20 protein-coding genes and 1 pseudogene are annotated in these 21243 nt (G+C 58.3%); 10 read left to right on the top strand and 11 right to left on the bottom strand.

Going from position 1 to position 21243, the window contains the following annotated elements:
* Positions 1-55 precede the first annotated feature (55 nt).
* Positions 56-313 (top strand): annotated as a pseudogene (locus AYM40_RS39210) (transposase domain-containing protein); the annotation flags it as partial.
* Between the two features lie 251 nt (positions 314-564).
* Here AYM40_RS39210 and AYM40_RS29255 read toward each other — a convergent pair.
* A complete protein-coding gene (locus AYM40_RS29255; RefSeq protein WP_063499568.1) occupies positions 565-825 on the bottom strand; it encodes a hypothetical protein in 261 nt (86 codons plus the stop codon).
* Positions 826-1049: 224 nt separating this feature from the next.
* On the opposite strand from AYM40_RS29255, the gene AYM40_RS29260 reads away from it, so the two are divergent.
* Both AYM40_RS29260 and AYM40_RS29265 read left to right on the top strand, forming a co-directional pair.
* Positions 1050-2201 carry an IS110 family transposase gene (locus AYM40_RS29260; protein ID WP_063499569.1) on the top strand — a complete coding sequence of 384 codons (1152 nt, stop codon included), beginning with the start codon at positions 1050-1052 and terminating at the stop codon, positions 2199-2201.
* Between the two features lie 466 nt (positions 2202-2667).
* A complete protein-coding gene (locus AYM40_RS29265; protein ID WP_063499570.1) occupies positions 2668-3474 on the top strand; it encodes an IS5 family transposase in 807 nt (268 codons plus the stop codon).
* Between the two features lie 430 nt (positions 3475-3904).
* Here AYM40_RS29265 and AYM40_RS29270 read toward each other — a convergent pair whose 3' ends face one another.
* Entirely contained in the window at positions 3905-5056 is a 1152-nt protein-coding gene (locus tag AYM40_RS29270) for an IS110 family transposase (RefSeq protein WP_063499569.1), read from the bottom strand.
* 507 nt (positions 5057-5563) lie between these two features.
* Between AYM40_RS29270 and AYM40_RS29275 the strand changes: the two genes are divergently transcribed.
* From AYM40_RS29275 to AYM40_RS29285, 3 genes are all read left to right on the top strand, one after another.
* On the top strand, positions 5564-6022 hold the full coding sequence (locus tag AYM40_RS29275) for a hypothetical protein (protein ID WP_063500786.1): 459 nt from the start codon (positions 5564-5566) through the stop codon (positions 6020-6022).
* Positions 5955-6596, top strand: a complete 642-nt coding sequence (locus AYM40_RS29280) for an HAD domain-containing protein (protein ID WP_158515385.1) — start codon at positions 5955-5957, stop codon at positions 6594-6596. Before AYM40_RS29275 ends, AYM40_RS29280 begins: the two co-directional genes overlap by 68 nt.
* 196 nt (positions 6597-6792) lie before the next feature.
* Positions 6793-7239, top strand: coding sequence for a hypothetical protein (locus AYM40_RS29285; RefSeq protein WP_148662337.1), 447 nt, complete (start codon positions 6793-6795; stop codon positions 7237-7239).
* A 361-nt stretch (positions 7240-7600) separates the two neighbouring features.
* Here the strand turns inward: AYM40_RS29285 and AYM40_RS40780 are convergent, their stop codons facing one another.
* Positions 7601-8113, bottom strand: a complete 513-nt coding sequence (locus AYM40_RS40780) for a hypothetical protein (protein ID WP_148662338.1) — start codon at positions 8111-8113, stop codon at positions 7601-7603.
* 333 nt (positions 8114-8446) lie between these two features.
* On the opposite strand from AYM40_RS40780, the gene AYM40_RS29290 reads away from it, so the two are divergent.
* Positions 8447-8728: a hypothetical protein gene (locus AYM40_RS29290; protein WP_148662339.1), complete on the top strand. Its 282-nt coding sequence runs from the start codon at positions 8447-8449 to the stop codon at positions 8726-8728.
* A gap of 139 nt (positions 8729-8867) precedes the next feature.
* Positions 8868-9146 (top strand): hypothetical protein, encoded by a 279-nt coding sequence (locus tag AYM40_RS40785; protein ID WP_148662340.1) that lies wholly within the window; start codon positions 8868-8870, stop codon positions 9144-9146.
* Positions 9147-9790: 644 nt separating this feature from the next.
* Here AYM40_RS40785 and AYM40_RS29295 read toward each other — a convergent pair.
* Positions 9791-10177 (bottom strand): response regulator transcription factor, encoded by a 387-nt coding sequence (locus tag AYM40_RS29295; RefSeq protein WP_063499573.1) that lies wholly within the window; start codon positions 10175-10177, stop codon positions 9791-9793.
* A gap of 166 nt (positions 10178-10343) precedes the next feature.
* A complete protein-coding gene (locus AYM40_RS29300) occupies positions 10344-12431 on the bottom strand; it encodes an ATP-binding protein (protein WP_063499574.1) in 2088 nt (695 codons plus the stop codon).
* 200 nt (positions 12432-12631) lie between these two features.
* Between AYM40_RS29300 and AYM40_RS29305 the strand changes: the two genes are divergently transcribed.
* Complete coding sequence (locus AYM40_RS29305; RefSeq protein ID WP_158515346.1) at positions 12632-13582, top strand: substrate-binding domain-containing protein; 951 nt, start codon at positions 12632-12634, stop codon at positions 13580-13582.
* On the opposite strand, the gene AYM40_RS29310 is transcribed toward AYM40_RS29305, so the two are convergent.
* Positions 13583-14554, bottom strand: a complete 972-nt coding sequence (locus AYM40_RS29310) for a helix-turn-helix domain-containing protein (RefSeq protein ID WP_063499575.1) — start codon at positions 14552-14554, stop codon at positions 13583-13585.
* A 429-nt stretch (positions 14555-14983) separates the two neighbouring features.
* Between AYM40_RS29310 and AYM40_RS29315 the strand changes: the two genes are divergently transcribed.
* On the top strand, positions 14984-15916 hold the full coding sequence (locus AYM40_RS29315; RefSeq protein WP_063499576.1) for a lactate/malate family dehydrogenase: 933 nt from the start codon (positions 14984-14986) through the stop codon (positions 15914-15916).
* 30 nt (positions 15917-15946) lie between these two features.
* On the opposite strand, the gene AYM40_RS29320 is transcribed toward AYM40_RS29315, so the two are convergent.
* The 5 genes from AYM40_RS29320 to AYM40_RS29340 all read right to left on the bottom strand — a co-directional run bounded on the left by AYM40_RS29320 (position 15947) and on the right by AYM40_RS29340 (position 21207).
* Positions 15947-16639: a DsbA family oxidoreductase gene (locus AYM40_RS29320; protein ID WP_063499577.1), complete on the bottom strand. Its 693-nt coding sequence runs from the start codon at positions 16637-16639 to the stop codon at positions 15947-15949.
* A 35-nt stretch (positions 16640-16674) separates the two neighbouring features.
* Positions 16675-17931: an NAD(P)/FAD-dependent oxidoreductase gene (locus AYM40_RS29325; RefSeq protein WP_063499578.1), complete on the bottom strand. Its 1257-nt coding sequence runs from the start codon at positions 17929-17931 to the stop codon at positions 16675-16677.
* A gap of 186 nt (positions 17932-18117) precedes the next feature.
* Positions 18118-18837 carry a DsbA family oxidoreductase gene (locus AYM40_RS29330; protein WP_236720980.1) on the bottom strand — a complete coding sequence of 240 codons (720 nt, stop codon included), beginning with the start codon at positions 18835-18837 and terminating at the stop codon, positions 18118-18120.
* A 66-nt stretch (positions 18838-18903) separates the two neighbouring features.
* A complete protein-coding gene (locus tag AYM40_RS29335; RefSeq protein ID WP_236720981.1) occupies positions 18904-19899 on the bottom strand; it encodes an LLM class oxidoreductase in 996 nt (331 codons plus the stop codon).
* Positions 19900-20073: 174 nt separating this feature from the next.
* Positions 20074-21207: an NADH:flavin oxidoreductase/NADH oxidase gene (locus AYM40_RS29340; RefSeq protein ID WP_063499580.1), complete on the bottom strand. Its 1134-nt coding sequence runs from the start codon at positions 21205-21207 to the stop codon at positions 20074-20076.
* Positions 21208-21243 lie beyond the last annotated feature (36 nt).

Consider the following 21243-nt stretch of genomic DNA (forward strand, 5'->3'; position numbering starts at 1 on the left):
ATCCGCCCAACTGATGCGCCCGTGGCTTCGGGACGCGGCATAATCCGGGAATCGGCATAACGTTCTGGAGCGCGATATCCGCCCGTTTGCAACTGCGAGGCGCGCATGGCTGTTCAGTGACACCGTTGCCGGCGCGAAGGCAAGTGCCACGGTCTACAGCCTGATGCTGACGTGCCGCGCCTGTGGGGTCGAGCCTTACACGTATCTGCTCCATGTGCTTACCGAGTTGCCGCAGCGTGCCCCCGGCGCCGACATCAGCGACCTGTTGCCATTCAACTTCGCCAAACGGCAAGCCGAAACAACCGCGAACTGATGCCATGACCGCGCGCCGGAACTGAACCGGTCCGCCTCCATCTGGACATCCCTGATCGATCACGATCGCCGTGATGCGGCGGCGCTCGATCGAGTGTCCACGCTGAGCACCCGGCTATCCCCCCAAAAAAAGTCCGTTACCGGGTAACCGGGTATTCCGGCCCAACCGACCTGGCGGGCGTTCCGGAATCGGCGGTCACAATGCCGGAATCCGCGGTCACGTTCACCGGAATACGCAGTAACGACGAGGTGCTACCGGGGAGCCTTGAAATAGAGATCCCACTGCTCCGAATCCGGATCGAGCCTGCGCACGATCGCGCCGTCCGCTCGCGCGATCAGCTGCTCCAGTATCAGACGCTTCGTGACCGCGGAACGGCGCGCCAGCCGAGCCAGAGCAAGATCGGCTTCTGTACTGACCCACATGTCCAGCCGCCGCTCTCCGTTGCCGTCCTTGCCCGCCGTCGCGCGCCTTGCCCGCCAGGCTGCCTGCCGCTGTGCCGTCGTCTGCGCCATCCTGCAACTCCTCAATATCGTTACCCGGTAACACTCCGTTCGGAAACGTTACTGGGTAACGACTGACCCCCTCAAGGTGTGCTGGATTTAGCGCACACACACTGTCACCCGGCGTCCCAACCAGCCTTGAGCGCACCTAGATGCTATGTGGGAGGGCAGCGACAGAAAGCCCGACTGGAGTAAAACGGGACTTGCACATTCGTTTTCTCCGAGGGAGCACGCAAATGGATACGCCTGACACGGCCCTCCGTGGGCAGAATACGACGGCAGGTGGCCGCCTGTACATGGCTTTTGAACTGGGCGAGAAGAACTGGAAGCTCTCACTGGGTGATGGCCAGCGCGCGCCCAGCCGCTGTACGGTCGCCGCCGGTGATACCACGGCGGTTCTCACCGCCATCGCCAACGCCAGGGCGCGTTGCCATCTCGGCGCCGACGCACCCGTCTACAGCTGTTATGAAGCTGGCCGCGACGGTTTCTGGCTGCACCGCTGGCTGGCTGAACAGGGCATCGTCAATCTCGTGGTGGATTCGGCCAGCATCGAGGTGAACCGCAGTGCGCGTCGCGCCAAGACAGACCGGCTTGACAGCGACAAGCTGCTGTCGATGCTCATGCGCTATTACGCGGGCGAGCGGCGCGTGTGGGCGGTGGCACGCATTCCCACGCCCGGGCAGGAGGACGACCGGCGCCTGCACCGCGAGCTCGAACGCCTGCGCAAAGAGCAGACCGCGCACACCAACCGGATCCGCTCCCTGCTGGTACTGCACAACCTTCGGGTCCGGTCTGTCGGCGGCCGCATCTGGACGCACTGGTGGCCCCGTCAGCGCGAGTTGCTGGCGCCCGGTCTGCGCGCCGAGATCGACCGCGAATGTGAGCGGCTCGCGCTGGTGCACCAGCAGATCCGCCTGCTCGAAGTGCAGCAGGAGCGGCAGGTGCGTAGCGGCGCACATCCCGGCATGGCGCTGCTCGCACAGCTTGCCGGCATCGGTGCAGGCAGTGCGTGGACGCTCGTCAGGGAACTGTTCGGCTGGCGGCAGTTTCGCAACCGCCGCGAAGTGGCCGGCTGTCTGGGCCTGACGCCCACGCCGTACGCCAGCGGCACCAGCGAGGTTGAACTCGGTATCAGCAAGGCGGGCAACCGGCGATGTCGCTGGCTGATGGTCGAGCTCGCCTGGAGCTGGCTGCGCCTGCAGCCCGGCAGCCAGCTCAGCCACTGGTTCAACGAGCGCTTTGCCGGTACCGGCAAGCGGATGCGGCGCATCGGTATCGTTGCGCTCACACGCCGTCTGGCGATCGCCCTGTGGCGTTATCTCGAGCACGGCGAGATCCCCGTCGGCGCGATACTCAAGCCGCGCGACGTCAACACCGTGAGGGCCTGAATGACTGAATGACATCGGATGCAGCAACAGCATGTAAAGGTCAACGCGCCCGGAACACCCTCGGGCTACCCACTGCGGGTGGCCGTTTCCCTAGATGGGGCGCGTCGGTAACAGGGTAGCTCCAGCGCTTCGCGCATGCGGCATGAGGTGACCGGCCTGTCAGGCCGGCACGGATAGAAGGTCGACCTGGCACTGACCGGTCAACAGACACCCTGACCTGAATGACATTGACATGCCAGGCTGCAACAAGGTGTGCGCGATGAGCGTCGATATCGTCCTTTACGCAACGGTCTCTACGGCCAGCCTGCGTCTGGTCATGGTAGGTGACCACGCAGGCTGGCCGTAGAGACCGGACAAGGAGGTTTACTTCGCATAACAGAATGTTTATCGTGAACCGGGCTTGACTTTCGGTTCCCCATAGAAGAGGGTGTTAGGAACTTTGAGTTAGACCTGGTATCCTGGCGGAATGAAAAACCGCAGGCCATACCCAACGGATGTGTCGGATGAAGAGTGGTACTTCGCCGCTCCGTACCTGACCTTGATGAACAAAGACGCGCCGCAGCGCCGCTACGAACTGCGCGAGATGTTCAACGCGCTGCGCTGGATCGTACGTGCGGGTGCGCCGTGGCGTTTGTTGCCCAATGATTTTCCACCGTGGGAACTGGTCTACCAGCAGACGCAACGCTGGATTCAGGCAGGCTGTTTCGAGGCGATGGTGAATGACCTGCGTTCGATCATCCGGATCGCACAGGAGCGCCGTGGTCAACCCAGCGCGGTCATTCTCGACGGGCGGACCCTGCAGTCGACATGCGAGAGTGGGCCTCGCGCCGGTTACGACGGCTACAAACGCAAACGCGGCAGTAAGGTCCACATGGCGGTTGATACTTTGGGGCAGTTGCTTGCTGTGCATGTTACGCCGGCCAACGAACAGGAACGCGCGCAGGTCGGAGAACTGGCGCGTCAGGTTCAGCAGGCCACGGGCCAGACGGTCAAGGTGGCGTTCGCCGATCAGGGATATACCGGCGAAGAGCCTGCGCAGGCGGCACTCGACGAAGGGATTGAGCTTCAGGTAATCAAGCTGCCGGAGGCGAAGAAGGGCTTCGTGCTGTTGCCGCGCCGCTGGGTGGTCGAGCGCAGCTTCGGCTGGCTCAACCGGTTCCGACGACTGGCCAGAGACTACGAACGATTGCCCGAAACCTTGGCTGGTTTGCATTTCGTCGTATTCTCCGTGCTTATGCTTGTTCACTTTGCAGCCCTTAACAAAAGTGCCTAACACCCTCTTCTATGGGGAACCGAAAGTCAAGCCCGGTTCACGATAAACATTCTGTTATGCGAAGTAAACCTCCTTGTCCGGTCTCTACGGCCAGCCTGCGTGGTCACCTACCATGACCAGACGCAGGCTGGCCGTAGAGACCGTTGCGTAAAGGACGATATCGACGCTCATCGCGCACACCTTGTTGCAGCCTGGCATGTCAATGTCATTCAGGTCAGGGTGTCTGTTGACCGGTCAGTGCCAGGTCGACCTTCTATCCGTGCCGGCCTGACAGGCCGGTCACCTCATGCCGCATGCGCGAAGCGCTGGAGCTACCCTGTTACCGACGCGCCCCATCTAGGGAAACGGCCACCCGCAGTGGGTAGCCCGAGGGTGTTCCGGGCGCGTTGACCTTTACATGCTGTTGCTGCATCCGATGTCATTCAGTCATTCAGGCCCTCACGGTGTTGACGTCGCGCGGCTTGAGTATCGCGCCGACGGGGATCTCGCCGTGCTCGAGATAACGCCACAGGGCGATCGCCAGACGGCGTGTGAGCGCAACGATACCGATGCGCCGCATCCGCTTGCCGGTACCGGCAAAGCGCTCGTTGAACCAGTGGCTGAGCTGGCTGCCGGGCTGCAGGCGCAGCCAGCTCCAGGCGAGCTCGACCATCAGCCAGCGACATCGCCGGTTGCCCGCCTTGCTGATACCGAGTTCAACCTCGCTGGTGCCGCTGGCGTACGGCGTGGGCGTCAGGCCCAGACAGCCGGCCACTTCGCGGCGGTTGCGAAACTGCCGCCAGCCGAACAGTTCCCTGACGAGCGTCCACGCACTGCCTGCACCGATGCCGGCAAGCTGTGCGAGCAGCGCCATGCCGGGATGTGCGCCGCTACGCACCTGCCGCTCCTGCTGCACTTCGAGCAGGCGGATCTGCTGGTGCACCAGCGCGAGCCGCTCACATTCGCGGTCGATCTCGGCGCGCAGACCGGGCGCCAGCAACTCGCGCTGACGGGGCCACCAGTGCGTCCAGATGCGGCCGCCGACAGACCGGACCCGAAGGTTGTGCAGTACCAGCAGGGAGCGGATCCGGTTGGTGTGCGCGGTCTGCTCTTTGCGCAGGCGTTCGAGCTCGCGGTGCAGGCGCCGGTCGTCCTCCTGCCCGGGCGTGGGAATGCGTGCCACCGCCCACACGCGCCGCTCGCCCGCGTAATAGCGCATGAGCATCGACAGCAGCTTGTCGCTGTCAAGCCGGTCTGTCTTGGCGCGACGCGCACTGCGGTTCACCTCGATGCTGGCCGAATCCACCACGAGATTGACGATGCCCTGTTCAGCCAGCCAGCGGTGCAGCCAGAAACCGTCGCGGCCAGCTTCATAACAGCTGTAGACGGGTGCGTCGGCGCCGAGATGGCAACGCGCCCTGGCGTTGGCGATGGCGGTGAGAACCGCCGTGGTATCACCGGCGGCGACCGTACAGCGGCTGGGCGCGCGCTGGCCATCACCCAGTGAGAGCTTCCAGTTCTTCTCGCCCAGTTCAAAAGCCATGTACAGGCGGCCACCTGCCGTCGTATTCTGCCCACGGAGGGCCGTGTCAGGCGTATCCATTTGCGTGCTCCCTCGGAGAAAACGAATGTGCAAGTCCCGTTTTACTCCAGTCGGGCTTTCTGTCGCTGCCCTCCCACATAGCATCTAAGCTCAATCACAAGATCGCCGAACAACATGTTTCGCCATCCACGCCGCTATCATCAAACAACAATTCATAAAAATAAACGATCTATCCACGCATGTACGTGTTTATTATAAGCGATACATAATATCGCTTAACGGATAACGAATGCAGACCGGGATGCCCACCTGACTTCGTCTTACGATTGTTGCAAATCTGCTGCTCGACCTGACCCGTTTCATCTGTCTCTTTGCCTGGGCAGCCGTGATTGAACTTCCGGGATCCAGTCGTCGGGTTGGTGCAACCGTCGCTGCGCGTAATGCCACAGGGATTGAGGCTTCAGAAATGGAGATCCTGAGACACACGACGGATCCAGCATCGGCGCGATGCGCGAGGGGTATATCGCTGGCAGGATTGAATTCCACCTACGCAAAATGAGGACGAAAATGCTTCGCATCACTGTGGAGTTGCTGCCGGGCGGCCGCGAAGGTGGAAAAAGGACACTCGCGCATGCCGAAATATCGAACGTCAAATCCGGCGCACTGGCGGACTACGAGATCGAACTGCACGACGATGTGCTCGGCGATATTGGCTCCGCGTCTCTGACAGGTTATCCACGGATGGCGGCGACTGTATGGGACCTCGTCGCGCGATGCATCACTGTCGTGCTGTCCGGCCTGGAAGAGCTGCCGCCACGCCCCCAATCGCCTAGGGTCCCGATCCACAGAAGTGACAGCAGCTCAGGCACACCGTACGTACGATTACGAGAAATCCCTGAGCCCGCACGAACGCTTTTTCAGCGCAGCCTTGCAGGCTCGACGTGCCCTCTTGTCGAAGATGACCCTGAACCGATGGACTGCGCGCACCTGTCGGACTGGACGGATTTTCTTGCCGGGTGGCGATAATGATGATGAGGCGACAGTTCGGACCGTGCTAACAGGACTGCCCGGACCAACCTTCCGAATACCGCCACCGCGGCATACAGGGGGACTCATCCTCTACCTGGACTTCGACGGCGTACTGCACCCGGAAGGCGTTTACTACTGGCCGGGCAAAGGACCCTACATTGCCAATCCGCCGGGACACCAACTGTTCGAGCATGCGGACCTGCTTGAGCGCGTTCTACTGTCCTATCCAGACGTGCGTATCGTCCTGTCTACCAGTTGGGTGCCCTTCTACCGGAGCGTTGCAAAGCCGGCCCGGTGGCTGCCTCACAATCTGAGATCAAGGATCATTGGAGCAACATTTCACTCGAGGATGGACAAAGCTTCGTTCGACGGCGCGCCGCGCGGAATGCAAGTCTGGTCCGACGTTTTGCGCCGGCGCCCAGACAAATGGGTCGCCTTGGACGATGATGATTCTGGATGGCCTCCATGGTGTCGGCACAACCTGATCCTTACCCACAAAATCTGCGGCGTTGCGGCGCCCGATGTCCTAGTGGAACTGAAGAAGAAGCTGGCGGCAATGCACAACGCCTGACCGCGAATGGCGACGCCTCTCTGCGGACAAAACACTCCGCCGATCCATTGATCACGCGGCCTGCTGCCAAGAAGAATGACAATCATGAAGACCGGCCAGTAGCACAGTTAGTGCCGGGTCAACACCGCGTGGTCCCAATACATATTGTCGTCACGACATGCTTCCCTCAACGCGGTCCTGCAAGGATGGTGAGTCCATGTATCGTGTAGAAATGGTGATGTCCCGGTATGGCGCGCTCGACACAGCCCTCGACTGGTTCGTACACTATGACGGAACCGATCAATGGTATGTGACTGTCAGTAATGCAGGTGACCGCATTTTTTCGTTCCGGGTCGACGTTCCTGCCGAAGACCGCGCGAATCCCGCAATCATCGCTGCGCGACTATGGCCGGCACTATTGGCCGAAAATGTGTGGCTCGACGTCAGAGATGAGGTGCCGACGCTCCTTCAGGCAGAGGTACGCTCATACTCGGGTTCCGGGTATTGGCCGCAGGCATACGGGTGGCTATGGCACAACGGAAAAGTTGTCGCGTACCGGTCACATCCAGCCATTCGCAGTTGTTCCAGGGAAATTCCGAGTGCATCGCCAGAACGCCTGGCACAACAGTGCTTCGCATATGCAGCAGAATTGCAAACGGATTAGGAAACCGTATCTTTATCGCACGATGGCCGTCCGTGATACCAAAAAATCTCGCCGGCACTTCTCAGCTTCGGACAGGCGCCATCGCAGAATTAACGTTTGCTTAACCAAAAGATTACGAGAATCAGGCCAAGGGCGAGGTTGCTCGAAAAAAACAACGAACGGTGGAGACGTCGTCGCGGCGGGCGGTTCATCGGCCTTATGGAAAGCTAAGGCAGACAATGAGTCAGTAAAGAATATGAGAGAACAAGCTCGTACAGACGAGCATGCTGACAATTTGACGTCGTATCGTCTGGCCACCGATGTCTGAAAACCGACATTTAGATACCGAACTCAAGGATATTTGAAAACATTTTTTATATAATTAAGGCACGAATTCGACGCAATCAAGTTCACTGTGGAATTTCTTTATTCGCACGGGTTGTAGACCACAACGTCGTATTTTTTTGATGGATTCATAACCTGGATCGTCCCCGGCACACTCGTCGACGAGTACGTCAATTCCTCGACCATTTAATCTATATATTCTAATTAAATACACCTCGTAAAGTGCCACATTCATTGAGCTACGATAACCGACATCCATGGCACCAATATAGTAAGGCAGCTTCCACAAAGCGTTATCGACACATCTCGCCTGGACGATATCAAGACTGTCAAATAAAATAACAAAAATGTTCCTCTTTTTGACAGTTCCAATGGATTCTTCAGTTAACGTGCGCCACGCAAAATTAGGATTATTCGACCATTCGCAAACTGCTGAGGCATAAGCATCCCTGTCAAAGCGACACGTGACACCGCTTGGCGTTGCCTCCTCTCTTAGGCAAAGTTCACGGAGCGCGAAGTCGCCGGAAAATATGAAGGAGTTGATCTTCAATCCGTGCTTCTGACCCAAAACACGAAGCAACCTTCGTAGAATCCGCTCTCCGTAGTCAGGGGAGATCGACTCAAAATCTGCGTCAAAGTGAAAAGCAACTCTCATACTCTCCTCCCCAACGAAACAGTGCACACTATAAGAACAGCATTAGTTTGCGTCCGAACGGTTTATATTCTAGGCGATGCAGACCATGCGCGATATTGCGCATCGTTCCACGACGACATACCGCCCCTGAAAACGGGAACCGTGCCAGGTCGTAGTCACAAGCGCCGCATGTTTTAATCGAATAAAACGTCCGATCTTGTGGTATGAATTTCCAAGCCTGCAGTTGCCGTGATAACCGATGTTATCGCGGCTGGCACCGGACATTTGAATCCAGCCCAGACGTCGCGCGAACGACAAAACGAAATTATGCAGACCGACGATCGTATCGGTCACCAGTCGGTTGATGCTGCCCCCCCGATCGTTGAAGACCTCGCGTCCACGCACGTCCTATTGTCGGTGCTGCCGTTCAAAACAAATCGCAAGATTGCGGCGGTCGCAGTGGTTTCAACGGTGCTTCTCTTTTCAGTACAGCACCGGCACTACGACTACCTCACCGCAGCTGTCGCTTGATGCCGCGGACAGGACGAGGCGCGTTCGCTACAGTTTGAATCGACGGCGCTGTCCTGCCCTAGCAAGACCCGTCAAGTACCGGCTGGATAACAACTGGAACCGTCCGGTAGACGCATGTTGGAATGACGGGATACTGGCCATGGTGACCAACGTCATCGCTCAAATCGAAGACTGGCCCGAGGCAGAAGCAAATCTATTCTGGTCTTTTGTACGGATGGTAGCCCGCCACCTGGGTGCAGATGATGTCGCGGTACTCGAGCAGGCGCTCGCGCGTGCTGTTACACCTTTTGCACGTCGGATCCTGACACTCTGGCGCGATGGTGTTTCCAGAGGCGAATTTAAGCTGCCCGCTACACAATCCGACGCAGAGGAAAATTTACGGCATGCAGATGTGAGTCCACCACCGTTTCCACAATAATTGATGGCCATTTAGCCAGTAGATTTCGCTGAATTCGACGCCACGATCGACAACAGTTTCCTTTCTTTCTGTATCGGATCTGAATTTAGCGATCTCCTGTTTGATGGTCGGTATACATTTTTCTATCTATCATCACTAGCCAGTCAATCCGTTACCCTGTCTCTGGCGGCGCCGTTTTCGTCAGAAGATGCCATGTCACCGCTACTGCGGCCAAACGAATCTGTAGTCGACGGTGCGCAGAACGACGTAATGCCGGTGAATCGGCACAAGCCACGGGCCCATACAGAGGATCTCAAGGTAATCATTGGCCAGAAGTGCAATTGCTACGCTAAGGGGGCTCGGAAACGACATCGCCCCGTGGTCAGGTTCGCGTCGTTGTTCTCGCTTCGATACGTAAGCCGGGACTTGACCGCGGCGTGATGATGGTGTGCTGGGGTTTCTTCAATGCGCGCCGTCGTCTAACAAGACAATTTGCAATCCGTCTGAAAGCTATGCTAAAAGCGGATGCGGTGCATCTACCACGTTTCTCCGCTTAATACCCAGGTTGAGCCTCGCCCGCTCGAACGGGCGCGCACATGCAGATTCCTCATCGAGGATCGACGTGAATTTACTGACACGTGGAACGGTTGAGCAACGATGACCGGCTAAGGCGTGCGCAATGCGAAACTCAGCCAGTGCGCCATGGCGCTCGCATCAACAGGTTTCGCGAGGATAGCCAGCACGCCGTCCGTCTGCATTTTCGCCTGAAGGGCGGCGGTCGGAAACGCCGTAATAAAAATGGTCGGTGGCGCGTACCCGAGTTTCAGAAGTTCATCGTGCATTTCGATTCCCGACATGCCCGGCATCCGTACATCCGAGATCAGAAACGACGTCTCACCAAGCCATGGGGATTGCAGGAACTCTTCCGCTGACGCAAACAGGTGTGTCTGCCATCCCAACGAGCGAACCAGGCTCGCCGTAGCCAGACGAACGGATTCGTCGTCTTCGACGATAGAAACTATCTGAGTGGCTTGTACGCACGGCTCCGGCATTCAAGAATGCTCCACAAACATACACGCTCATGGCGTGCGCATTTAAAAATTCAACAGTACGTCACAAGTTACTGTACGGAAATCATACGAATGTATGAGCGGCTGGCTAGCGCCGCGTTTAGGCTTCATTGCGGGATCATACCGGCGCAAGAAGCGCGACGGACGATCACTCCGCCGCGTTGGTGGTCGGGAGAGTGAAGTAGAATCGCGCCCCGCGATGGATAGTTTCATTGTCCACACTGATGCGGCCACCATGAGCCTCGATGATAGATCGACTGATTGACAGACCCAATCCCAGGCCGCCGTCCTTGGTGGTGAAGAAGCGGTCGAACAGTCCGGAGAAATTCTCAAGGCCGATACCCGGACCGTTGTCTTCGACGGTACAGCGCAGCATACCCGGCTCCGGAATGGCCACGCTGAGGGCAATCTTGCGACTCACCGTTCCGGCGTGGGCCATGGCCTGCATGGCATTGATCGCCAGGTTGACGATCACTTGCTGGATCTGCGTGCGATCTGCAAGGACTTTTGGCGCGCCCGGATTAAAGGTGTGAGAGACCGTTACGTCGTTCGACTGAATCTCGTACCGCAAAAAGAGTAGAGATTCGCGGATCACTTCATCGAGCGATATTAGCGTTCGATGTGGCGCTTCCCTGACCGCCATGGCCCGGATGCGAGCGATAATTGCTGTGGCTCGCTGCGTGTCGGCCAGTGCGCGCCTCGTCAATTCCAGAACTTCGGCGACTTCTGGTTCGGGCCGATTCAGCCAACGCAAGCTTGCTTCGGCGCAGGTTGCAATGGCGCCAATAGGTTGGGCGATTTCATGTGCGATCGAAGCCGTCAGCTCGCCGAGCATCGAAACGCGGGCGGCATGCGCGAAATCCGCTTCAAGCTGTTGCAGCTTTTCCCGTGCCCGGACACGCTCTGTGATATCGACAAGACCAAACAGTGTCGGGCTGTTGCCGCTGATCGGCTGGAGACGCGAAATCGTGCAGAGTACGTCTATCACGTGCCCATCCAGCGTGGCCACTCGCATCTCTTCCTCGAACCTCGATTCGCCGCGGAACCGGCTCTCCAGTGCACGGCGCAAGGTGCCCGGACTTTCGCTCCAGAAGCGAGCGGCAGACCCAACCAGTTCCTTCGCGTCGCGTGCATGGAATAGCTCGACCGAGCGGTCATTGACCTCTTCAATCGTAATAGCATCGACGAGGCGGCGAAAAAGCTCAGGATGTTGATCCAGATAGGCGCCCGAATCCGATATGCCTTGAGCACGCAATCCGTCGTACATGTCGAAGTTGCCGCGCATCTCGAGCAACGCCACGGGCATGTTGTGAAACAGATGTCGATAACGCTGTTCGGTCTCCCGCAGTGCGTTTTCATTCTTTATGCGTATGGCAATATCGCGCTCGAGCTCGGCGTTGGCCTTCTGCAGATTGCCATAGGCCGTCTGCAAACTCGCGCACAGCTCGTTGAACGACGTCACGACCTGATCGAGTTCATCCGCTATCGCGGGCGGACGGCGCCGCAAGCGCAGCGCAGTGGACGGCCGGTGGAAATCGTAGCCGCTGGCGAATGCTGCGACTACGGCCAGGTGGCGAGTGACGAGCCGATGGAAGATGAAGATGATAAAAAGCGACACGAGGAAGGTCTTCGCGGCCTGGCTAACCAGGATGATCAACCCCTTGTCCAGCAGGCGTTGATACACACCTGTGAGCGTCGCCTCGACGTACAGCGTGCCGATTTTCCGAGGGGCACCGTCGATGACGTGAGTGATCGGCAGCTCGCGGGTGAGCACCGAGCCAGTCTGCCTGCGCCCGACTGTGACAACGAGGGGATCGACAGTACCGGTCTCGCGCACCTCGACCGCCCGCATATCCGGCAGCTTCAGGATACCCTCGAGTTCGATTTGCAGATGGGTCCGATCCAGATCCCATAGACTCTCCCCGATAATTCCTGGGTAGCCGGCTCCAACTTCCTTTAGCCGCTGTTCGATGAGATTGACATCATAGCGATAGTCCAGATAGAGCTGGCCTGCTGTGAGAAGCAGCGTGACGGCGGAGCTAAAGAGCAGAACTCCGATGAGGAGCCGCGCCGCGATGCCCCGGCGCATGCGCGCAAACAGCGCGGTCCATGGCTCCGCTGCTGTGGCAGCCGGCACCGGAGTATAGACATCGGGCACGCCTTCCCTCCTGTCATTCTCGTCCCCGATTTCTTTGACTCGTGCCTCGGCCTGAGCTTCGCCTTGATCTTGCGGCAAATGCGACCTCCCACTGATCAACGGGAAGTATCCTAAAGTATAGTGCTGAGCTTAAGATATCAGAATACTCCAGTCGTTGGCTGCGATCGGTGCCAGACTCCAGCATGGGACGCACCGGGCGGTCGGGAAGCGATGACCGCCCTCTCGTCATCCGCTTGCAACTCCAGCAGGTGCAAGGATCACGAAGAAGAGGTGGCGTCATGCGCTGCAACCGTACCCTGTTCAAATGGCTCCTGATTGCGACTGCCCTCCTGATGGGCGCGGGCGGCGCGCGGGCAACAGATATCGGCGCAACGCTCGCTGGGACGCGAAGCGAGTTCTGGAAGGCGATGGAAAACGGCATTGCGCAGGCGGGAACCGACCTGGGGGTAAATGTTCTCGTGCGCAGCCCAATGGATGACGACCCGCAGACCGCCGCAAAAAACGTGCAGTTGAAGATGGTGCGCTCGCTCATCGCGTCTGGAGCGAAGGCGATTGTTCTCGCGCCCATTCCTGTTATCGGCTTGAAAACGCCAGTCGAACTGCCGGTGCCGGTGGTTTTTATCGATCGCCCTAGCAACGATTTCCACGCAATCTCAACGGTCTGTACCGACAACTATGCCGCCGGCCGGGCCGCCGCTCTCACCTTGAAGGGCCACCTCGCACCGGGCGCGAAAGTCGCTGTGTTGCGCCTCTCGCCGGACGTCGTCTCCACGACGTCGCGCGAGAACGGGTTTATCGATGCAGCGAGACAGATGGGTTTCGAGGTGGTGATCGACACCTTTATCGGGCATGGCATCCATGAACCGCAAGTCGCCGCTGAAGACGCCATCAAGGCATATGGGCGCCCCATCGACGCCATCTTCACGCCGACGGATTTCACGACCGTCGCCGCCGTGCGCGCTGTCGACGAACTGGCATTAAGCAAACGCCCAAAACTCGTAGGCTTCGATTACAGGCCTATTTTCAGGCAGTATTTGCACACGGGCGAGTTGTACGCGTTCGTGGTGCAGGATGCTTACCGTATGGGGTATGTGGCCGTGCAAACGCTGGTGCAGTTTCGCGCACACCAGCAGGTCCTCACCAATCAGACCATTGAAACTATCGTTGTGACAGGCGCGAATATTGACGATCCGACAGTTCTCGCAAAACTAAAGCAATACGAGCAGTAGTCAGCCTGCCGGCATGATCGTCAATTTCGACGCACGGTACTCGCGAGGCGACATCCCAAATGCCGCCCTAAACGAGCGACTGAAATGCGCACCATCGGAGAATGCCCACGCGTAGGCGATGGTTGTTACTGAACGATGAGCGAGGCGAGGATCGGCGAGATCTTTTGCACAACGCGCCAGTCGCTGTTCAAGGGCATAACGGGGACAGGAAAATCCTCGCTCACTCAGAAGGTAGCGGAGATAGCGGGTCGAAACGCAAAGCGCACCAGCAACCATATCTAACGAAAGACGCGGGTCATCGAGGTTGGCTTCGATGAATGCTTTGGCTCGTTGGAATTGCGCTGACCTGTAGATGTTACGTGGAGGAGCCTTTCGAATATTTCTCTCCCACAAAGCCGCGATGATCAGGTCTAGCGCAACCGAGCTAAGGTGTGCAGCGGATGTCTCTTCGAGAGAATCCCATACCGCCGATAAGCTGATAATAAAATCCCTCGCCAGCTTGCTGTGAGGCAAATCCGGTCCAAATCCCACAGCGGTTACGGACTCTAACCCGTCAAGTCTCGACGCAACAAAGTGCCGCGGGAGGAGAACGGAGAGATACGTGAGGTCTTCGACGACCTTCTCCTCGTAGGGGCGCGCCGGATCGTCGACGTAAAAATATCCCGGCTTAATCAAAGCTTCGCGTTTGTTCTGACGAAACACGACTGAACCCGACAAGGGTAAGACTAATTTCATGTAGCCGTCGGATTCCGAACGAACGACTTCGCGCGGCGTTCGGTTGATCATCACCTTTGTCAGCATCCCCGATGCAAAAGTTACACCGCCGAGCACTGCCTCGTTCCGAGTGTAGCGAAACGCTTTAGGGTCTTCACTGGTAACGCTGACGGGAACGTACAGCGAATTCACGATATCGCGAAAGTGTTGAAAACGACTGCGTGCTGGAAGATGATCGAGGCTGATCTGCGCACCCATCGCAAACCTCATTCAGTAAGTGCTGAAGGAGGCAGACGCATAATTCCACCTGCAATGCGCTGCCGATTGAAGCCACTTCATAAATTCTAATCCATTAAAGCCTCGGCAGTGATAGCACTTTACGTGGCGCGGCAAGCGCAACGCCGCCTGCGCGGCAGACGAAGGGCATCGCCTATGCGTGTCATTTTCCGACGACCCCCATGGCTTTCAGGTTTCTTAACCTACCCTAAAGGACATTTAGTCCGGCCCTCGATATCCTTGAATTACCTCGTTTTAGCATATCGGGACGATCAGCGTTGCGAAACGCTTGCGATCGCGAAAAATGCCCGCGCGCGGAAGCGGGCCGCCTGAACGTGCGGTTCAGCTGCTGCGTTCTCCTGCGCCCATGAGGCGCCTTCGCGGATAGGCATCACCGAATCGGAAGGCCATATGAAACTTGGCATTGTTGGCGTAGGCGCGGTAGGGGCAGCTACCGCGATTGCGGTGGTGCTGAGGGCACGAGTGCGTGAACTCGTGCTCGTCGACAAAAATCGATCGCGCGCTCGTGCTGTCGCGACCGACATGACGTACGGAGTGCCACTTTCACCCTTTGTCGCAATCAAGGAAGGTAGCTACGAAGACCTTGCTGATGCAGGGGTCGTTATCATCACGGCAGGAATCAACGAAAGAGCCGGCGGCGCGGTTGATCGGAACGATCCCGCCGGCCGCCTACGATTGTTAGATGCCAACTTCGCTGTATACCAGGACGTCATTCCGCAACTGGTGAGAGCGGCACCGCAGGCGGTGATCCTTGTCGTTACCGACCCGCCTGATCCCCTCGTCGATATAGCCCGGCATTTTGCCGGTCACGATCGCGTGCTCGGCACAAGCACGTATCTCGATAGCCTGCGCTTCCGGGTGCATCTTGCCGAACGCCTCGGTGTTAGCCCTGCCTGTGTCGAAGCAAATGTCGTCGGTGAGCACGGTACGTCTAGCGTATTCCTGTGGTCGTCCGCCCGTGTTGGCGGAACCTCAGTGGCCGACCTGCTGGCGCATCGACGGAGCGACGTCAACCTGATACGCCAGGAAGTTGAGCGTGACGTTCGCTACGCCAATATTGCCATTATCGAAGGCCTTGGCGCCAGCCAGTATGGCATCGGCATGGTGGCGGCGAGAGTCGCCGAAACGGTGCTGCGAAACGAGTACGCTGTGTTTCCAGTGAGTTCCTGGCAACCGCGCTACGGGGTCGCCCTGTCATTGCCAAGCGTGGTCGGCGCGCAAGGCGTCGTGGACGTGTTATCGCCAGAAATGTCGGGAGACGAGACGCAAGCATTGGAGCAAAGCGCCGAAACGCTGCGCGCCGCTGTCGGCAAGTATTTGTAGGCGAACCAGGCGCGCGTTGGTGACACTCATTTAAGGCGTTCCCGCGCAGTCCTCGTCATCCGGGGCACAAAACCCTTGTCCCGGCGGCGGAACGTCTGACTCCGCGGCTCGCACCAATGACTCCCGGAGTTCGGTCCACGGAACGGCACCGGCAACCGTTATCGCGCCAATCAGGAGGTTCGGAATGGCATGCACGCCGCTTTCGCGCGCATGCTCTTCGAGCTCGATGATGCGATCTTCTGATGACGGATCCTCCAGGCAGGCACGCACCTCATCTGCGGGCAGGTGAACGGACTCGGCGATGCACTGCAACTCCTGCGTGAGCCCAATATTGACGCCTTGTTCGAAGTAAGCCTTGTAGACGGCACGTATAAACGGCCGCTCAAGATTGTTTTTTTCGGCAAGCAGGCGCAGTCGGTGAGCAAGTCGCGAGTTTGCGATCGTCTTTATCGAACTCATGTTGAGATGGATCCCATCGTACCGTGCCTGTGCTTCAATCTGGGCGTCCAGCATTCGGCCATGCGCTTCGCCGTACCTCGACGTCCGATAAGAAGCTCGATCCAGCCCACCAGCGGGTAGTTCGGGATTGAGCTCGAAAGGCCGCCAGCCAATTGTCCAATCGAAATCGTCACCGAGTGAATCAATGGCCCTCATTAACCGTTTGAATCCGATATAGCACCATGGGCACACGAAATCGAAGGTAACTGTTATGTCGATATTCATTTGCGCTCCTCACTGCGAATCCGGCCGATAAAGCTTCACGTCGCCGATTCCGCAAGGTAACGGTGAACAAACGTGACCGCCATTGCCCCTTCCCCTACCGCCGACGCGACCCGCTTGACTGAGCCGTGGCGAACGTCACCGGCCGCGAACGAGCCGGGAACGCTTGTTTCCAGAAAGTACGGGCGCCGCTTGAGCGGCCAGCATTTTTCGAACTGCGGAAAGTCGCTCAGATCGGCGCCTGTCACCAGGTACCCATTGCTGTCCCGCACGATAGTGGTATCTTTTGCCCACTCCGTGTTGGGTGCGCCGCCAATACACACGAATAGCCGGTCGGCCGGAACAACCTGTGTTCCTCCTTCCGTGTTCGTGAGTTGCAGCGCTTCAAGTCGGGTGTCGCCATAGACATCCGAGACGGACGACTCAAACACCACACGGACGTTGCGTGTGTGGGTAATGCGATCCAGCAGATAATGAGAAAGCGTCGCGGCAAGAGAGGGGCCACGAACGATCAGCGTGACACTTTCTGCCGTGGGCGCGAAATTCATCGCTGCCTGTCCGGCCGAATTTCCACCGCCTACGATGAAGACCTTCTTCCCGGAGCACATGGGCGCTTCGCTGGCGCCCGCGCCGTAATGCAGCCCTGCATTCAACAGCCGCTGCTCATCGGGAACGCCCAGACTTCGGTACTCTATGCCCGTCGAGCAAATGTTGGCGCGGGCCCTGAGAAGCGTCCCATCCGCCAGATTGGCTTCGATTTTTCCGTTCACAAACGTGGCGTGCACGCCTTCGCGCATCATAAGAAGTTCGACACCAAACTTGACTGCCTGCTGCCGCGCGCGTTCCGCCAATTCTGCGCCGGCGATGCCCTCCGGAAAACCCATATAATTTTCAATGAGCGAACTGGTTCCCGCCTGACCTCCAACCGCCGCCCGTTCGATGACCACAGCCCGCAGCCCCTCCGACGCAGCATAGACCGCGGCGGATAGTCCTGCCGGTCCTGCGCCGTAAATTGACAGGTCGTACTCCCGATAACGCGGACGTGAGACCCAGCCAAGTTTTTCGGCGATCTCGGCTAAAGTCGGAGCGTATAACCTGGAGCCGTCTGGAAACACAACAACGGGCCAGCTAATGTCGTCAAATCCAGACACGCCTAGCTCGCGAACACAATCGCTGTCTGATGCGACTTCGAACCACTCATACTCGACGACGCCTCGGGCGAGGAAGTCCCTGATCGCATACGCCTCTTTGCTGTGCGCCACCCCAAGAACCCTGACCACCTTTGCGCCGTTCATCAGCAGTCTCCCTTACGAACACGCCTCACCAGATGAGATTGCCGCCCGAAGGCGGCATTTCTGCACTCTCTCGCATGCTGACTCAATACGATTTCGCGGTCGACTTTATTCTTCTGAATTTATGGCGTCGGCCGGCATGCCGCCCCAATTTTTTGGGGCGGCATCCAATGAACACGCCTATTCCGCTTACGCGGGCGTGGCGCTGTATTTCAGGGCGTCTTCAAGCGTCGCTCGAAACAAAGCGACAGACTGCGCGCCGCTGATAATGCTGTCACCAATCTTCACGGACGGCACCGAATTGACGCCGCGCTCAGTCGCCCGGACTTCAAGCGCGCGCACCTCGTCGACACCCCTGTCCGATGAAAGAAACGATTCGACTTCCGGTCGATCAAAGCCCGCAACTACGGCGAGCTCCGTCAACACTGCAACATCGCCAATATCACTGCCGGCGGAAAAATACGCATGGAAGATAGACTCCACCAGCGCCGTCACGTCGTGCTTCTGTTGCAGCATCCACACCAATCGATGAGCGGCGAGCGTGTTCGGCGTGCGTTTTGCCAGCGCGTAGTTGAACGCCAGACCGACTTCGTTCCCGGCCTCCGTGACATGCTCGTCCATCGCCTGCGAGCGCGCCCAGCTGCCGAACTTTGCTGATCTGTATTCTTTGCGATCCAGACCTTCTGCGGGCATACCGGGATTCAACTCGTACGGAACGAACACAATTTTCGTTTCGGCGCCGGCATGCGCCTGGCTAATCGCCGTCTTCAGTTTCTCCTCGCCGATCCAGCACCATGGGCAAATGAAATCGTATGTGACCTCGATATTCAGCTTTTCCATCGAACACCTCAAAAAGGGATATTTGCTTACAGTAGATAGGGGCATCGCCGTAGATCGGAATGGCAACATGAGGCAATGCACCTTTGCGTTGGGGCGCGTGGAAGGTCCGGCGAACTTACTCAACCCATAGTAGTGCTACGTCAGCGAAGGGAACCTGGGCAGCACATATTCAGCCAGTTCGTGCAGTATCTCCGTAAACGGACGCCGCGATGGTTTCGGGTTGAAGGCGGTGTGGTTGACACCCACCTTTTTCAGGACCTCGAGATAGTGGAGCAAACCATGCCGCCCAACACGCAGGCCTGCCGGGATGGGTGTGAGCGGAAAATCTGGATCTTCTTCCAGTTCGAGAAAGAGGCCTTCAAAGAAAGGTTTGAAGGTATCCTCGCCACAGGTGCGCCTGACTGCGTCAAACCACGTCTGCGTGATCATGTCGACCCGTTCGAGACCCACGTTATAAAAAAACCACCCGTCCGAATGGGTTGCTATCCACTCCACGTCCTGCCTGCTGCGTCCAGTCACGAATGTCGGGATCTTGCGGACGATCGGCTTCGGGATGGTGTCTACCCTGCCTCCCAATTCGCCGAATCGCGGGAAGAGTCCAACTGGAAAGTCCTCTTCAGTCGAAGCGCGGAACATCGCGAATGCCTCGCGAAAGCGTTCGCCGCGTGACTCAAAGTCATTTCCGGTACCGAAAGCCGGGTACGCGACCGCACGATCTCCTGACGCCACGCCGAGCAGCAAACGTCCATTCGACAGACGATCGATCGATGCGGCCTGTTTGGCAAGGAGCAGAGGATGGCGCAGCGTCATCACCGCACTACCGGTTCCGAGCGCGATCTGGTTCGTATTCGCGGAAAGAAAGCCGAGGTAGGTGAACGGGTCAAAGACCTGCCCGACGTCCCCGAAGTGGGGATCATAGGTCGGCACGTCGCGCGCCCATAGTGCACCGAAACCAAGTTCATCCGCTAGCCGGGTGACAACTGCATGATCCTTCATGGTGGGAGCCGGGCCATCCGGATAACCTTCGAGCGGCAGTATAAATCCGAGCGTCAGTTGGCCCGGAGCAAACACCCGGGAATAGCCGCTCAGGCCGGCAAAAGGATGATTTTCAAAGCGTTGTACTGTGACCACGATGCGCTCCTTTAAATAGAGCCCCGCTTTCGCGACTCCCTGCGCAGCTCTCACGCCTGCGCCCTGAGGTGCCGGATCTGGCGAAGCGGTACAGTCAAACTGCGCCTTTCCCGTGTTTGCCGCGCCGAACTTCTGCTCGGAATGGGTGATGGCCGCAAGGAGGCGTTGCGGGCTTCACGGTGCCGTTGGCATTGCATCGGGACGCGCAAGTTGCGCCCCCGGCCATAACGATCGCTTGCTGCGCTCGTATTGCGGCGGATACTTTATTGAACCCTCCGCGCCCAACTTTTCGGCCGCATGCCAAACCCAGCGCGGATTATCTAGAAGCGCACGGGCAAGCGCGACGGTGTCGGACCTTCCATCACTGATAATCGACTCAGCCTGTTCCGGTTCAACGATCATGCCGACCGCACAGGTGTGAATCCCCGTGCGCGTTTTAACCTCGGCGGCAAACGGGACCTGATAGCCTGGTCCCACGGGAATTCGGACATTCGCAATTCCGCCCGAACTTACGCACACATAGTCCGCACCGAGCGCCTTCAAGGCGGAGGCAACGACGACCGCTTCCGCCACGCTAATGCCCTCAGCGATCCAGTCTGATCCGGTAATTCGCAAGCCTAGCGATACAGAGCGGGAAATTGCTTCGCGCACCGCTTTGGCAACCTCGAGGGGAAATCGCATGCGATTTTCAAGGGAACCGTCGTAATCGTCTTTGCGTTGGTTGGCGACAGGCGAAAGAAACTGATGTATCAGGTAGCCATGAGCCGCATGAATTTCGACGACGTCGAAACCGAGGCGCTGCGCGCGGCGCGCAGCCGCCACAAACCCTTCGCGAACGCGCGCCATGGCATCGAGCGTCATTTCCGTTGGGGTATGCCATCCGTCGCCGGCTCTCAAAGCGGAGCGCCCTTCCGTCTGCCACGGATCCTCCGAACCGGATAGTGCAACTCGTCCTTCCCAAGGACGTTGTGCCGATGCCTTGCGGCCTGCGTGATTAATCTGAATGCCCCAGCGGGTCTCCTGCGACGCGACCCGGCGGCCCGCAACCATCACGCGTGCCAACGCGGCTTCGTTCGCATCGCTGTACAGTCCCAGACATCCGTGCGTAATGCGGGCATGCCGCTCAATGGCGGTGGCCTCGAGGACGATGAGCCCGGCGCCGGAAATGCCGAGTTGCATCAAATGCATCAGATGCCAGTCGTTCGCGCAACCATCGTCTGCGCTGTACTGGCATATCGGAGACACGACGATCCGGTTGGGCAGTTGCGTCAAGCCGACCGCGGTGGGGGAAAACAGTGCTGACGACATACGTTTCTCCTGATCGAAAAAATAGGCGAAACAGCG

The organism is Paraburkholderia phytofirmans OLGA172 (assembly GCF_001634365.1).
Taxonomy (GTDB): Bacteria; Pseudomonadota; Gammaproteobacteria; order Burkholderiales; family Burkholderiaceae; genus Paraburkholderia.

Coding starts and splice junctions, on each gene's coding strand:
- AYM40_RS29255 (WP_063499568.1), bottom strand. CDS start 825: ATGGCGCAGACGACGGCACAGCGGCAGGCAGCCTGGCGGGCAAGGCGC.
- AYM40_RS29260 (WP_063499569.1), top strand. CDS start 1,050: ATGGATACGCCTGACACGGCCCTCCGTGGGCAGAATACGACGGCAGGT.
- AYM40_RS29265 (WP_063499570.1), top strand. CDS start 2,668: ATGAAAAACCGCAGGCCATACCCAACGGATGTGTCGGATGAAGAGTGG.
- AYM40_RS29270 (WP_063499569.1), bottom strand. CDS start 5,056: ATGGATACGCCTGACACGGCCCTCCGTGGGCAGAATACGACGGCAGGT.
- AYM40_RS29275 (WP_063500786.1), top strand. CDS start 5,564: ATGCTTCGCATCACTGTGGAGTTGCTGCCGGGCGGCCGCGAAGGTGGA.
- AYM40_RS29280 (WP_158515385.1), top strand. CDS start 5,955: ATGACCCTGAACCGATGGACTGCGCGCACCTGTCGGACTGGACGGATT.
- AYM40_RS29285 (WP_148662337.1), top strand. CDS start 6,793: ATGTATCGTGTAGAAATGGTGATGTCCCGGTATGGCGCGCTCGACACA.
- AYM40_RS40785 (WP_148662340.1), top strand. CDS start 8,868: ATGGTGACCAACGTCATCGCTCAAATCGAAGACTGGCCCGAGGCAGAA.
- AYM40_RS29295 (WP_063499573.1), bottom strand. CDS start 10,177: ATGCCGGAGCCGTGCGTACAAGCCACTCAGATAGTTTCTATCGTCGAA.
- AYM40_RS29305 (WP_158515346.1), top strand. CDS start 12,632: ATGCGCTGCAACCGTACCCTGTTCAAATGGCTCCTGATTGCGACTGCC.
- AYM40_RS29310 (WP_063499575.1), bottom strand. CDS start 14,554: ATGGGTGCGCAGATCAGCCTCGATCATCTTCCAGCACGCAGTCGTTTT.
- AYM40_RS29315 (WP_063499576.1), top strand. CDS start 14,984: ATGAAACTTGGCATTGTTGGCGTAGGCGCGGTAGGGGCAGCTACCGCG.
- AYM40_RS29320 (WP_063499577.1), bottom strand. CDS start 16,639: ATGAATATCGACATAACAGTTACCTTCGATTTCGTGTGCCCATGGTGC.
- AYM40_RS29325 (WP_063499578.1), bottom strand. CDS start 17,931: ATGAACGGCGCAAAGGTGGTCAGGGTTCTTGGGGTGGCGCACAGCAAA.
- AYM40_RS29330 (WP_236720980.1), bottom strand. CDS start 18,837: ATGTTGCCATTCCGATCTACGGCGATGCCCCTATCTACTGTAAGCAAA.
- AYM40_RS29340 (WP_063499580.1), bottom strand. CDS start 21,207: ATGTCGTCAGCACTGTTTTCCCCCACCGCGGTCGGCTTGACGCAACTG.